Source organism: Microvenator marinus (assembly GCF_007993755.1).
GTDB lineage: Bacteria > Myxococcota_A > Bradymonadia > Bradymonadales > Bradymonadaceae > Allomicrovenator > Allomicrovenator marinus.
The window spans coordinates 1,503,054-1,516,718 of sequence record NZ_CP042467.1; the positions used below are offsets into that span (position 1 = coordinate 1,503,054).

Annotated in this window: 14 protein-coding genes; 7 read left to right on the forward strand and 7 right to left on the reverse strand. The window is 54.2% G+C overall.

The features are described 5' to 3' along the window. Position 1: 1 nt before the first annotated feature. Positions 2–463, reverse strand: coding sequence for a ClpXP protease specificity-enhancing factor SspB (locus FRD01_RS06390; RefSeq protein WP_146958560.1), 462 nt, complete (start codon positions 461–463; stop codon positions 2–4). A gap of 74 nt (positions 464–537) precedes the next feature. On the opposite strand from FRD01_RS06390, the gene FRD01_RS06395 reads away from it, so the two are divergent. Next, the gene (locus FRD01_RS06395; RefSeq protein WP_146958561.1) at positions 538–1,074 is read left to right on the forward strand and encodes an AgmX/PglI C-terminal domain-containing protein; all 537 of its coding nucleotides are present in this window, start codon (positions 538–540) and stop codon (positions 1,072–1,074) included. Here the strand turns inward: FRD01_RS06395 and FRD01_RS06400 are convergent, their stop codons facing one another. Then, positions 1,075–2,295 carry a M28 family peptidase gene (locus tag FRD01_RS06400; protein WP_146958562.1) on the reverse strand — a complete coding sequence of 407 codons (1,221 nt, stop codon included), beginning with the start codon at positions 2,293–2,295 and terminating at the stop codon, positions 1,075–1,077. It lies immediately after the preceding gene. A gap of 83 nt (positions 2,296–2,378) precedes the next feature. On the opposite strand from FRD01_RS06400, the gene FRD01_RS06405 reads away from it, so the two are divergent. The 3 genes from FRD01_RS06405 to FRD01_RS06415 are packed head-to-tail and all read left to right on the forward strand — an operon-like array spanning position 2,379 to position 5,019. Continuing rightward, entirely contained in the window at positions 2,379–3,521 is a 1,143-nt protein-coding gene (locus FRD01_RS06405) for a trans-sulfuration enzyme family protein (RefSeq protein ID WP_146958563.1), read from the forward strand. A gap of 32 nt (positions 3,522–3,553) precedes the next feature. Beyond that, positions 3,554–4,123, forward strand: a complete 570-nt coding sequence (locus FRD01_RS06410; protein WP_146958564.1) for a hypothetical protein — start codon at positions 3,554–3,556, stop codon at positions 4,121–4,123. A gap of 8 nt (positions 4,124–4,131) precedes the next feature. Then, positions 4,132–5,019 (forward strand): FHA domain-containing protein, encoded by an 888-nt coding sequence (locus FRD01_RS06415; RefSeq protein WP_146958565.1) that lies wholly within the window; start codon positions 4,132–4,134, stop codon positions 5,017–5,019. Between the two features lie 3 nt (positions 5,020–5,022). Here FRD01_RS06415 and frr read toward each other — a convergent pair whose 3' ends face one another. The 4 genes from frr to rpsB are packed head-to-tail and all read right to left on the reverse strand — an operon-like array spanning position 5,023 to position 8,153. Further along, the gene (gene frr / locus FRD01_RS06420) at positions 5,023–5,580 is read right to left on the reverse strand and encodes a ribosome recycling factor (protein WP_146958566.1); all 558 of its coding nucleotides are present in this window, start codon (positions 5,578–5,580) and stop codon (positions 5,023–5,025) included. 59 nt (positions 5,581–5,639) lie between these two features. Next, on the reverse strand, positions 5,640–6,380 hold the full coding sequence (pyrH, locus tag FRD01_RS06425; protein ID WP_146958567.1) for a UMP kinase: 741 nt from the start codon (positions 6,378–6,380) through the stop codon (positions 5,640–5,642). 55 nt (positions 6,381–6,435) lie between these two features. Next, entirely contained in the window at positions 6,436–7,332 is an 897-nt protein-coding gene (gene tsf, locus FRD01_RS06430) for a translation elongation factor Ts (RefSeq protein ID WP_146958568.1), read from the reverse strand. 29 nt (positions 7,333–7,361) lie between these two features. Beyond that, positions 7,362–8,153, reverse strand: a complete 792-nt coding sequence (gene rpsB / locus FRD01_RS06435) for a 30S ribosomal protein S2 (RefSeq protein WP_249756061.1) — start codon at positions 8,151–8,153, stop codon at positions 7,362–7,364. A 203-nt stretch (positions 8,154–8,356) separates the two neighbouring features. Between rpsB and FRD01_RS06440 the strand changes: the two genes are divergently transcribed. The 3 genes from FRD01_RS06440 (at position 8,357) to gcvP (ending at position 13,148) form a co-directional block, all read left to right on the forward strand. Beyond that, positions 8,357–9,004 carry an MBL fold metallo-hydrolase gene (locus tag FRD01_RS06440; RefSeq protein WP_146958570.1) on the forward strand — a complete coding sequence of 216 codons (648 nt, stop codon included), beginning with the start codon at positions 8,357–8,359 and terminating at the stop codon, positions 9,002–9,004. Between the two features lie 158 nt (positions 9,005–9,162). Next, positions 9,163–10,152, forward strand: coding sequence for a hypothetical protein (locus FRD01_RS24235; protein ID WP_249756062.1), 990 nt, complete (start codon positions 9,163–9,165; stop codon positions 10,150–10,152). 104 nt (positions 10,153–10,256) lie between these two features. After that, on the forward strand, positions 10,257–13,148 hold the full coding sequence (gene gcvP, locus FRD01_RS06450; RefSeq protein WP_146958571.1) for an aminomethyl-transferring glycine dehydrogenase: 2,892 nt from the start codon (positions 10,257–10,259) through the stop codon (positions 13,146–13,148). 3 nt (positions 13,149–13,151) lie between these two features. Here gcvP and FRD01_RS24975 read toward each other — a convergent pair whose 3' ends face one another. After that, complete coding sequence (locus FRD01_RS24975; protein WP_430700857.1) at positions 13,152–13,514, reverse strand: pirin-like C-terminal cupin domain-containing protein; 363 nt, start codon at positions 13,512–13,514, stop codon at positions 13,152–13,154. Positions 13,515–13,665: the final 151 nt, after the last annotated feature.

Genomic DNA, 13,665 nt, shown 5'->3' on the forward strand with positions numbered 1-13,665 from the left:
CTTACTCTTCCTCGGCTTGAGCGGCTTGAAGTTCCTCAAGAATTTCAGGTGGCAGCATGTCCAGAATCTCCTGAGGGAAACTCATTGGAAAGACCACGCTATCTTCGATGGTCTCAGGTCGCATCATGTAGACGGCATCCCACGGAATCTCGCAAAATGTGTTCACGCCGGAGAACGAGAGTGACGCCCGCACACCCTCACCATCGAAGTCGAAATCAGGAATCTGGTAGTCGTAAGAGAAGTTGAGGTGCAACTGAGGCATGCCAGCAAATTGTTGCGGCACATGAACGCCCTCCACTCGAGTATCCAAAGTGACCATCACGATCCCGCTCTCGATCAACTCTGAGAAGACTTCGAGCTTGTGCTTTGCCTCTTCAGAGACGGGCTCTTGAACCTCGGGCTCCGGGTTTCGAGCCGCTCCAAAAGCCACGTGAATTACTTTTCCTTCAGGGTTATCCGACATGAATTCTCCTCTATCAAACTCGAAGCTTCATAAAGCGATTGTACTAAGAAGTCGACCCCGGCTATGATGGGTACATGCAGAAATCACACAAACTCATTGCAATCGGCGCACTGGCTCTTATGGGAGCCATGGCTCTCGGAACAGCTGCGATCTTGAAGTTTGTGGTGCTCCAACCGTCATCGGGCCCCAAAGTCTCGGCCATGTTGTCGAACTCCATCGCTGCAATCCCAAACGATTATGAGCCGACGAGCTCGTGGATGGAAGACGGGCTAAACCCAGACGTTGCCCTCTTGGACCTTTCCGATGGTCAAAGTGACCAGTGGCGAGACCTCGACGAAGAGATCCGACGCGAAGTGCATTCCCGTTACAACGACTTAATCCCCTGCTACGCCAAAGCGCTCGAGCAGGAAGACTTGGCCGGGCGAGTGGATCTAAGATTCGGAATTGCGCCCGATGGTCATGTCGCCATGGTTGAAGTCATCCATTCTGAGCTCGAATCCAAGCCGACTGAGGATTGTTTGGTTGAAGCAGCCCGACACTGGACATTCCCTGAAACAGGCCGCTCCAACCTGACGAAGTTCGAATCCGACTTCACTTTCACTTACCAATAACTACGACTTTGGCTTTCGGTGCTTCAGGGGCTCCGCATGGTCTAGCCTCGGATGTCCGTCTCTTAAGTCCTCTTTGGTGATCTTCTTCTTGTTCAGATAACGAACAACTTCGGCGATCCCGTGGATGGCTGCGAGCACATCGTGCGTGTGCCCGGTCTCTGAGATGGTGTGCATGTTTCGAATCGGGAAACCGATGGAAACCGCTGCCGCATCCACCGACGCAAACACAGCTGCCATCGCATCCGTTCCCGTGTCTCGCCCCTTCAAAATCTTTTGGTACGGAATCTCAGCCTTCTGCGAGGTCTTCTCAAAAATCCCATTGACGTACTCACTCGCCACGGCACCAACCGAGAGCGTGTAACCAAGGCCCATCTCATTGGGCGTAAATCGCTTATCGCCCACGCCTGGCGCGGCCTTAAGGTCGTGGGCCACGTCCACGCCAACCACGATATCAGGATTCAACTCGTGAACGAGGACGCGACTACCGAGTCTCCCAATCTCCTCGTATGCCGCGATCGCGAACATCACGCGTACATTCTTGAGTTTGTCTTCGGCGAGCACTCTTGCGAGTTCAGCAGCCACGAAACAACCGAGACCATTGTCGAGGTACGCCCCGTAGAAGGTGTCCGGGCTAAAGCCGCGGCGAATCGGGCGGTCGAGCAAAATCGGATCTCCGGAAGCGATGCCCAACTCCTCGATCTGCTTCTTCTTGTCAGCACCATGAATCTGAAGCTCAAGGTAAAGCATTTCAGGTTTGATACCCTTATCGCCGCCACGAAGAGCGCTGTCGGCAAAGTGGATCGCCCCGAGCGCCTCAATCGTCCCACCGCGAATTTCCCGGTACTTGTCCGGGTCTTTCGGGTCACGACTGAAGAGAATCACCTCATGGCCAATCAGCGTGCTCGGCAAAAACGAATCACTGTTGATCCAGATCTTCCCGTCGTCTCCGATGCTTCGGACCTGCATACGAATCTTGTCCGCGTGTCCAATCACCATCACGCTGAGCATATCGTCTTGTCCGGGATGGGTGTCCAAGACGATGCCTGCATTGCCCTTAAACGTATGTACCTTCCACCCTTTGGGCGCAATCTCTTCAAAAAATGGTTTCAAGACACCAAAGGTCATCGCGCTCTCGAGTCCCACTGGGCTCGGTGCGGCAATCACGCGCTTCATAAAGTCAAATTGTTCCTGAGGCATTGCCTCTGTCCAGGGCTTCTTCATTTCAAATACTCCGCTTACACATTTGATAGACAGCAAGTCGCGAGACACGTTATCACATGGTGCTAAACCTAGACGAGGGTTCCATGAAAAAGTTTGGACTAGACACAGAACTCGTTCACGCCGGTGAGATTCACATCAACGGTGCGGTCACCATGCCCATCTTCCAGAGCGTGACTTACCTCTTTGAAGATGCCGAGGATTACGACCAGGTTCGCTATTCTAGGCTGAACAACACCGAGAACCACATCGCACTTCACGAGAAGATCGCCACCCTCGAGGGCTCAGAAGCGGCGCTCGTCACAGCGAGCGGCATGGCTGCGATTTCCGTGAGCATGTTGGCGTGCCTTAAGTCCGGCGACCACGTCTTGATGCAAGACGGCCTCTACGGAGGCACCTACCACCTCGCCACGAACCTCCTCGCGAATTTGGGCGTAGAGGTCACCTTCATCAACGGCGACGCGCCCGATTCCTGGGAAGCTGCCAGAAAGCCGACCACCCGCATGATCTACCTCGAGTCCATCTCGAATCCGCTCATCGAAGTCGCCGATCTAGAGGCTGGGGTTGCGTTCGCTCGTACACACGATCTCTTAAGCGTGATCGACAACACCTTTGCGAGCCCCGCGAACTTCCGACCCATCGAGCTTGGCTTTGACCTCGTGCTTCATAGTGCAACCAAGTACCTCAATGGCCATTCGGACGTGGCTGCAGGTGTGATCGCGGGCAGCGAAGAGCTCATCAATCGGATCCTCCCGGTACTCAATATTGTGGGAGCAACACTGGATCCTCACGCATGTTTTCTGCTTCAACGGGGGCTCAAGACCCTAGGACTGCGCATTCGAAAACAAAACGAAACTGCGATGCAGCTCGCGGCATTCCTCTCGAACCATCCTAAGGTCAAGCATGTGCGCTACCCTGGCCTTCCCAACCATCCCAATCATTCTCGTGCCACAGACCTCTTCGACGGTTTTTCGGGAATGCTCTCGTTTGAACCCAAATCTGGCATCGACTCGGGAAAACTCTGCAAGTCGCTTCGTTTCGCCAAAGAGGCTCCGAGCCTTGGCGGCATCGAGACGTTGATCACGAGACCTGCATTCACGTCCCATGCGGCGGTCCCAGGCGCAGAGAGGGCTCGACTCGGGATATCCGACGAAATGATTCGGGTCTCGGTTGGTATCGAAGACGCGGTTGATTTGATTAATGATTTTGATCGCGCATTGAACGCTTGAAGCGTGCGTAATTTCAGGGGTATCTTCCACGTATGTCAACGTACACGCTCCACAAGATCTTGAACCCGCCGTTCAGAAGCCATGACCCGTTGCGCGAGTTGCTCGATTTCTACTCGGTCAATGGCTACACAGCGTTAACGCAGATTGAGGGTGAACTTCCGGAGTCGTTTCGCGAACCCCTTGTTCAAGAGGACGAGGGAGATGACGAGCCCGAGAGCCCCGAGAGCGAAATCGAAAGCCCTGAGGAAGGCCTAAGCTCGATCAAGTTGTTCAGGGGCAAAAAGGGCGCAAGCATCTGGTCTTCCGACATGACCGAGCTCTACGCGGAAGTCCGTGTGGAGGCTCTCTCTTCGGGCATTAAGATATCCTATGAAGTGGAGACGACCCTCCAGCATTTCACTCAAGAAGACCGCGATTTCTGGGACCGTGAAGTAGCAAATGCTGAGAAATTCCTCACAGGCAAAGTCGACCAACCCATTGATTGGCGCGGAAACGAGAGCATTCGAGTCGAAGCTCAGCAGAAGGAAATCCTCTTCTTTGGTGTCAAAGCGATGGTCGTGACTATGGCGGTTGTCTTCCTCGCACAATTCTTCGCGTGTTAGTGGGACCCATGCAGCTACAGATTCGAAGAAAAAGCAGCGGGGCAGAGCACACCCTGGACATTCGTGAGGTGGACGAACTGACCGTCGGACGAGATTCGTCAAACGATGTGCAGCTCCCCTTTTCGTTCGTCTCAAGTCGCCATCTTCATCTGCGAAGAGTTGAAAAGACTTGGTCGATTACCGATTTGGGAAGCACCAATGGCACCGAAGTAGACGGCATCAAGCTGCAACCACACCGTTCCTTTGGCCTCCAGATTGGCGCGCTGGTCACGATTCAAGACATCGAATTGAGTCTCGCGGAGTCGATTCCGGCGAGTTTTACGATTGCCCATTCCGGCACTCTCGTTCGTCAGCTTTTAAAAGACGGATTGGCCACCGACGAAATCGACTCTGCGTTTTTTGAGGTCATTGAGGGACCGAATACCGGCGAGCGCGTCTACATTCCAGACCATTTAGACGCGGTCCCGCTAAGAATTAGCAACACCAAGCTCGAGCTTCTAGAAGAAGCCCAGAACTCGAACTCAACGCTCATTCGCGTATCAGACGGATTCGGCATTGAATCGGAGCTCGAACTCCTCACCAATGGGGCCCCATACCAAAGCGGCAAGCGAATTCTCAACGGCTCACGCTTGAGTTTTGGACCATTGACCTTCGTCTTTTTTGACCCACTTGAGGAGCTCCTGCCAGCTCCGGCTCCAACCGAGGCGACCCTTACTCCTGCCACTCAAGACGAACACAGGGAAGAAGCCCCACAGGAAGACGGTGAAGAGGAGCAGGCGCTGGATCAAGAACAAGAAAAAGAAAAAGCACCCGGAGGTGCTGAGAAGTGGATCGTCTTGATAGCCTTGGCCTGCCTTCTCTTGACGATAGGCCTCGTGGCGATGTTCTTTTTCTAGAACTCAGACCTCGAGAATTTCTTCCTCTTTCTTCTCCAACATCGAATCGATCTTCTTGGTGTAGGTCTCGGTCAAAGCATTGATCTTTTCGAAACCCTTGTGCATGTCGTCCTCAGTAATCTCCGAAGATTTCTCAAGCTCCTTGAGCATATCATTGGCATCTCGGCGATGGTTGCGGAGCACAATCTTGTGGTCCTCCCCTGCCCTCTTTGCAACTTTGACCAAATCTTGGCGCCGCTCACCCGAGAGAGGTGGAATCGGCACGCGCACAATCTGACCGTCGTTCGATGGGTTCAAACCGAGATCCGAGGAGCCAATGGCTTTCTCGATCAGAGGGATAAGCTTTCCTTCCCAGGGCTGAACGGTGATGAGTCGAGGATCTGCAACGCGCACTGTCGCAACTTGTTGCAGCGGAGTTGGGGTCCCGTAGTACTCGACCATCACACCATCCAACATGGTCACGTTGGCTCGTCCCGTGCGGATCTTCTGAAGTTCCTTGGCGAGCCCTTTGAGCGTCGACTCGTACTTCTCATCAAGGTCATCCATTACATCTTGCAACATCGTTACTCCTTCTCATTTTCGTAAAAGTGCGCCGATTAAACCCCACGCGTCACGATAGTTCAACTAGTTTTGCGCCGCTCGCCGCGGGGTGTGTTCGCTATCCATGTCCCGATCGACTCACCGAGTACCACCTTCTTCATGTTTCCAACTTCCGTGGCGTCAAAAACGATGATGGGAAGGTCGTTATCCATACAAAGACTGATAGCCGTGGAATCCATAACCTTGAGATTCTTCGAAAGCACGTCGAGGTACGAAAGTTCTTCGAACTTTTTGGCGTCCGGATTCTTCATCGGGTCACAATCGTAGACACCGTCTACTTTGGTCGCCTTGAGAATCACGTCGGTATGAACTTCCATCGCTCGAAGACAAGCGGCCGTGTCCGTGGTGAAATATGGATTTCCAGTACCAGCAGCAAAGATTACAACGCGCCCTTTTTCAAGGTGCCGCATGGCACGGCGCCGAATATAGGGTTCGGCCACCTCTTGAATCTCAATCGCCGAGAGCACCCGCGTATTGACGTCTAGTTTCTCGATGGCGTCCTGGAGCGCGAGCGCATTGATCACCGTAGCGAGCATGCCCATATAGTCAGCCGACGCTCGGTCCATGCCCGCCGTGGAGCCTTTGACGCCGCGGAATATATTGCCCCCACCAATCACGATGGCGATCTCAATCCCTAGCCCTTGAAGCTCCGCAATTTCCTTTGCGAAACCATCCAAGGTCAATGGGTCGATTCCGTATCCCTGATCGCCCTGCAAGGCTTCGCCAGAAAGTTTAATCAGGACTCGAGAATAGGCTGACATGTGGTCTCCAATAAAAAATGGGCAAAAAAAATGGCGCCCTGAGGCGCCAAGCTGATTAGCCTTTAAGCTGCTCAGCAACCTCGTCCGCGAGGTTCTTTTCTTCTTTCTCGATACCCTCGCCGACCTGTAGTCGAGAGAAGCCGAGGAGTTGAACTCCTCCAACTTCTTTCTGGTACTGGTCGATGGTCAGGTCTGGGTTCTTGACGAATGGTTGGTCGAGAAGGCTAACTTCACGACGCCATTTTGCCATCTTTCCTTCGACGATCTTCGGAGCGATATTGGCAGGCTTGCCTTCCTCGATCACGATTTGCGTAAAGATCTCTTGCTGAGCAGCCGACTTATCCGCGTCGATCTGGTCTTGCGAAAGAACCGCTGGTGCCATCGCAGCGACGTGCATGGCGACATCGCGAGCGAAGTCAGCATGTGCGTCAGCGCCCTTGTCGGACTTCACCGCAACAATCACACCGATCTGGCTTCCTGCGTGAATATAATTCGCGACGAAACCTTCTGGTGCATTGAGACGCTCAAACCGACGCAACTGAATGTTCTCTCCGATGGTAGCGATACCTTCTTTGAGTACATCAGCGAGTGTTTGACCGTCAGCGTTGAGCTCAAGAGCCTCTTCGATGGTGGTCGCACTCGATGGTCCAATCGTGTTTGTGAACGTAGCGATAAGCTCGTGGAACGCTTCGTTTCTAGAAACGAAATCAGTCTCACAGTTGAGCTCGACGATAACGCCTTGCTTGGCGTCGTCCGAAATCCATGTGCTCACGAGACCTTCAGCAGCCACGCGCGACGCCTTCTTAGCGGCTGCGGCCATGCCCTTGACTTGCAGGAATTCAACCGCCTTAGCGATATCTCCCTCGGTTTCCACGAGGGCCTTCTTGCAATCCATCATTCCGGCGCCGGTCTGCTCACGGAGCTCTTTCACCATTTGCGCTGTGATCTGCATAACTTACTCCTTAAACCTAAAAACTATGATTACTCGGTAGCTTCGGCACCACGTGTGACTCGCTGAACTTCTGGTCCTGGGCGGTCTGCGTTGGCGACGTGATAGCTAGCATCTTCAGCGGCTTCGATTGCCTTCTCTTCAAGGCGCTTGCTGGACATACGGTTGCCTTCGAGGCACGCATCAGCGACAGCGGTGGTGAAGAGACGGATGGCGCGAATCGCGTCATCGTTGCCTGGGATGACGTAGTCGACCATGTCCGGGTCGCAGTTGGTATCGCACACAGCGATCACTTTGATCCCAAGCTTGCGGGCTTCCTTCACAGCGATCTCTTCCTTTTTCGGGTCGAGAACGAACATCGCACCAGGAAGGTCCTTCATGTCCTGAATACCACCAACGTTAGCGTTGAGGCGCTCGCGCTCACGCTCGAAGTTCAAAACTTCTTTCTTGGTGTACTTCATGTACGAGCCGTCGCGCGACATTTTGTCGAGCTCTTTCAAGCGGTCGATGGACTTCTTGATGGTAGCAAAGTTAGTCAGTGCGCCACCGAGCCAACGATTTACCACGTAGAATTGTCCAGCGCGCTCAGCCTGCTCTTTGACAGTTTCCTGAGCTTGACGCTTGGTTCCCACGAAGAGAACGGCGTCTCCGCGCGAAGTGGTTTGACGGACGTAGTCAACAGCATCAGCGAAAAGACGGACAGTCTTGCTGAGGTCGATGACGTGAACACCGTTTCGTGCGCCGTAAATATACGGACGCATTTTTGGGTTCCATCGATTTGTCTGGTGACCGAAGTGAACGCCTGCTTCAAGCAGGTCTCTCATTGTAACTTCCATTTCTTCCTCTCTTGGGTTTTAGGCCTCCGTGTGCTTCATTTTCCCCGTGACCACCTTTTATTAGGAGGACCCACACAGGGAATCCGCACACGTGCGAATTTGGGGGCGGGCTATAACACATGAATTTCGAAAGAATCAACCACTTGAGAAATTTCGTTGTTGAATTTGCCTAATCCCGCGATAATGCGGGCATGAAGATTCAGTTTTTCGGTCATGCAACGGTAGGAATTTGGTCAAAAGACGGCTCTTCGTTGATCGTTGACCCCTATGAATCTGGCTCTTACGACGGGCGGATTGCTTACACACCGATCACAGAACACTTCAACTATGGCGTATCGAGCCATGCCCATGACGACCACAACGCCTTTCACGCGGTGGCGTGTGAAAAGGTCGTTGAATCCGGTTTGCACGGCCCCTTTGAGATTAGGCGCGTACCGTTGATGCACGACGAATACGACGGAGCGCGATTCGGAGGTGGCGTGGACGCTCTTGTGATCACCTGCGATGGACTCACCGTGGTCCACCTCTCCGATGTGGGTCACGAGCCCTCGACTGATAAGATTCAGGCGATCGGTGTGCCGGATATTCTCCTCGTTCCTGTGGGCGGGTTCTACACCATCGGCGCTCACCAGGCGCTCTCTTGGACACGGCGTCTCAAAGCACGTTGTGTGATCCCAATTCACTTCGCCACACCCGCATGTACACTACCGATTCGAAGTGTTGAGCCATTTCTTGAGTTAATTGGTGAATACAATCGCGTCGCGCGTGGTTTCATAGATGTGGCGTCAGTGAATGACCTTCCACGGGCGCTCATTCTCTTTCCAACACAAATGCCTTGATGGCTGATTTGAAAAGAGTGTGAAAAGACGAAATTTGGCCCTTCTGCCACTTGAATCGAGTCTTCGGAAACGCCACAATGAAACTAGAAGCACTTAGTGCACATCTAAATGAGTGAATGAGCGGACCAGCCAAACGCTGCGACGAATGAGAGGTATCCATGGAACTTTACGAATTTGAACAAGCCGTCCTCAAACTGGCGTTCGAAACCGAATCAAGGATCACCACCGCATCAGTCGCATATTATCTAGGAATCCCAAGCCGAGAGGCCAACCGTCTGCTCAACCTACTCCTTGAAGAAGGCACGCTTGAGCTCGATTCGGATGAGAACGGAAACCTCTTTTATCGGCTCCCTCAGGCTGAGGCCAAGGACAAGACGATCGCGGAGTTGAAAAACCAACCCTTGCCTCAACCCGTCCAAAGGCCGTCCAAGAACGTGATGACCACTTTGGATGACGACGAGGGTGCGCCGGCTGTCTCATTGGGCCGTCCACCTCAGGGTGCGCCGCAAGGGGCCACGTCCCTTCCACCTTCGATGTTGAAGCGAACCCCGGCGCCACAGGCGAGGACTTCGAACGATCAGTGGGGCGGATTTGACGATTATTATGGAGCGACTGCCGCCACACCACAAAGTGATGGGGCCGCGGGTCGACGGCAAATGGCGGCTAGTGTCGTCCCGGCGTGGACTGCAGTCTCAACCCGCTCGGGAAGCACCGATGGTACGGTCGGAAAGACCATCTCCAATCGATATTTGGTGGCCAAGGAAGCACGTTGTGAACCACAGCCGCTGCCTGCGCAACGCGCTGTTCTGGTTTCGTGCCAAGATCCGGTTCCTAGTACCGTCAATCATCATGACGAACAGGAGTCGTGGTTTGTTCCCCGACAAGACTCGACGGCTCTCGTTCCCGCTGGAACCACGGCGCTCTCAACGGATGTCGAGCAACCCGAACACCAACCGGGCATGGCGCTCCTCCTGAGCCTGATCCTCTGCGGAACCGGCCAGATGTACAACGGTGAGGTGAGCAAAGGAATTATGATGATGGTCCTTTGTTTTCTTCTCTGGTTTGTACTCCTTGGTTGGGTGGTACACATCTGGTCCATCGTCGATGCGGTCGTCGTGGCTGAGCGCCTCAATCGGCAGCAACGCTAAGCTTTTCCACTCCAGAACATTGAAGCAACACGGCGGCTGTGATAGCTGATTTGCGCGGTCAATCCGTCCGTAGACTATCCTGTTTGCAGACCGCGGAGGTGCTCATGCATTCTGAACTTTTCCCGATCACTGATTCCTTTCTCAACCGTCATGTTGGCCCCTCCGAACAAGAGATCCAAGAGATGCTTGAGTCGCTTGGGTTCAACCATATCGATGAGCTCATCTCGAAAGCAGTGCCCAATACGATCCGCCTCAAGAGCCCATTGAAGCTAAAGAATACCGCGGCTCGTGGTGGAGACGGTGACCTCGCCCCGACCAGCGAGTTTGAGGCGCTACGCGACCTTCATACCCTCGCGCAGCAAAATCAGGTTTATCGTTCATTTATCGGAATGGGCTACGCGGCATGCATCACTCCACCCGTGATTCAGCGCGGAATTCTTGAGAATCCAGGTTGGTACACACAGTACACGCCTTATCAGGCTGAGATTGCGCAAGGCCGCCTCGAAGCACTCTTCAATTTCCAGACTTTGGTCACGGAATTGGCCGGGTTGCCTGTTGCGAACTCGAGCCTTCTTGACGAAGGCACCGCCGCTGCCGAGGCGATGTCCCTCGCACATCGAACGAATCGCAAATCGAGCTCTAACGTGCTCTTTGTGTCCAAAGATTGTCATCCTCAAACGATCGACGTGGTGCAGAACCGCGCACGACCGCTCGGGATCGAATTGGTGATCGGTGATCACCGTGAGTTCGATTTCTCAACGGATGTTTTTGCTGTGATGGTGAATTATCCAACCAGCGAAGGTTTCGTACTCGACTACGCGGAATTCTTCGAGCGCGCTCACGCGAAGAACGCGACAACCATCGTGTGCGCGGACCTCCTGGCACTCGTTGCGTTGAAATCTCCGGGAAGTTTTGGCGCCGATATCGCCGTGGGGTCCTCTCAGCGTTTTGGTGTGCCACTGGGCTTCGGCGGGCCACACGCGGCCTATATGGCTTGCAAGGATGACTTCAAGCGTCAGATCCCCGGCCGAATCATCGGCCAAACTGTCGACGCTGATGGCAATCCGGCGTTGAGACTCGCGCTTCAAACCCGCGAACAACATATTCGCCGCGAGAAGGCCACCAGCAATATTTGTACGGCTCAAGTCCTGCTCGCCGTCATCGCCAGCATGTACGCTTGCTACCACGGCCCAGAAGGCTTGAGGGCGATCGTCAAACGCATCCACCTCATGACTCAAGCGCTTGCAGCGGGCCTAGAGAAGCTTGGATTTGAGGCAAATGAAGCCCCCTACTTTGACACCCTCAAAGTTGCGACCGGATCAAAGACCAAGGCGATTCTGGAGGCTGCAAACGCTCACCAGATCAACCTTCGCTCCATTGATGAGAATCATCTCGGCGTGACCCTTGATGAGGCGACACGGGCATCAGATATCGTCACGCTACTCAATGTGTTTGCCGGAGGCGCCCCTGGATTTGGGCTTGAAGACGTAAATTCCGCCAAGCCTATTCTCGCTGATTTTTGGCGCGAAGATGCGATTTTGACTCAGGAGTGTTTCAATCGGTATCACTCCGAGACCGAGCTGCTTCGCTATATGGCGAAGCTTCAGGGCCGAGACCTCTCTCTGACCACTTCGATGATCCCGCTTGGCAGCTGCACCATGAAGCTCAACGCGGCTGCCGAGATGTTCCCCATCACGTGGAAGGAGTTTGGTCAGATTCACCCGTTTGTTCCTTCGGAACAGGTGAGCGGCTACCACAAGATGTTTGAAGACCTCGAAGAATGGTTGGCCGTTCTGACCGGAATGGACGCCACGTCCCTTCAGCCCAATGCCGGGTCGCAAGGCGAGTATGCGGGCATGCTCGTGATTCAGGAGTACTTTGCAAAACGTGGCGAAGCACATCGCAACGTCTGCCTCATCCCGTCTTCTGCCCATGGCACAAACCCGGCGTCGGCCATTATGGCCGGTATGAAAGTGGTCGTCATCGCGTGTGATGAAAACGGGAATATTGACCTCGACGATTTGCGCAAGAAGGCGGCAGAACATGCCGAACACTTAGCGGCGTTGATGGTGACGTATCCCTCCACACATGGTGTGTTCGAGACCGAGATTCAGGCGATCTGCGAAGTGGTCCACGAGCACGGCGGCCAAGTCTACATGGACGGCGCCAATATGAACGCTCAGGTGGGCCTTTGCACACCCGGCGGAATTGGCGCTGATGTGTGCCACCTCAATCTTCACAAGACGTTTTGCATCCCGCACGGTGGCGGTGGCCCTGGCATGGGTCCAATTTGCGTGAAGCAGCACCTCGCCGAGTTCTTACCGTCACACCCGGTTGTGAAGATGGGCGGCGAGAAGTCCTCTGGAGCGATTTCTGCGGCTCCGTGGGGAAGCGCGAGTATCCTTGCGATTCCGTGGATGTACATCCGAATGCTAGCCGCTGACGGGCTTACACACGCCACCAAAGTTGCAATCCTCAACGCCAATTACATGGCGGCAAGGCTTCATCCGTACTTCCCCGTGCTTTACCGTGGGGCCGAGGGCCAGGTTGCGCACGAGTTTATTTTGGATATGCGCGGCACTAAGCATGCCGGACTTGAGGTCGTTGACTTCGCGAAACGACTTATGGACTACGGATACCATGCGCCAACCATGTCTTGGCCAGTGGCTGGGACGATGATGGTCGAGCCTACCGAGAGTGAGTCCAAGACCGAGCTCGATCGTTTTTGCGATGCCATCATCGGCATGCATGCTGAGGTGGAGAAGATCACGTCGGGTGCGTGGGACCAGAGCGACAACCCGCTCAAGAACGCGCCACATACCATGCAGATGGTGTGTGCTGACGAGTGGTCGCACGGCTATTCGCGACAGGTCGCGGCGTTCCCTGCATCTTGGAGTCAGGACAATAAATTCTGGCCATTTGTGCGGCGAGTGGATGACGCGTACGGCGACCGAAATCTGGTCTGTGCGTGTCCGCCTATGAGCGAATACGAATAGACCTCAGATTGGGATGAATTCCTCATCATCGCCTGGGGGAAGCTTAAACGGGCCGTTTTCAAAGTCGGCTTGTTTCCAGGCGGCTTTTGCGGCCTCGAGCTTCTCCTTGGACGAGGACACGAAATTCCACCAGATATGCCTCGGGCCGTTTAGCGTCTCCCCGCCGAGCAACATGAGTCGTGCGCCGGATTCCAGAGCCTTTACGCTGATTGGGTCCCCGGGTTTGAAGACCAACATCTGTCCGGTTTCGTAGGTCTTCCCCGAAACCGAAATCTGTCCGTCTATGATGTAGATTCCGCGGTCTTCATGATTGTCCGGAAGCGGAATCGACGCATTAGGCTCTAGGAAAACGTCCAGATAGAACATCTCGGAGAACGTCTTTACGGGCGCGCGTTCCCCGTACGCATTGCCGATGACGAGCCGAGCGTTTGCACCCTGGAACTCTATGACCGGAAGGCGGTCCTTGGCGTGATGTTCGAAGATCGGATTGACGTCCTCATGAGCCTCAGGAAGCGCA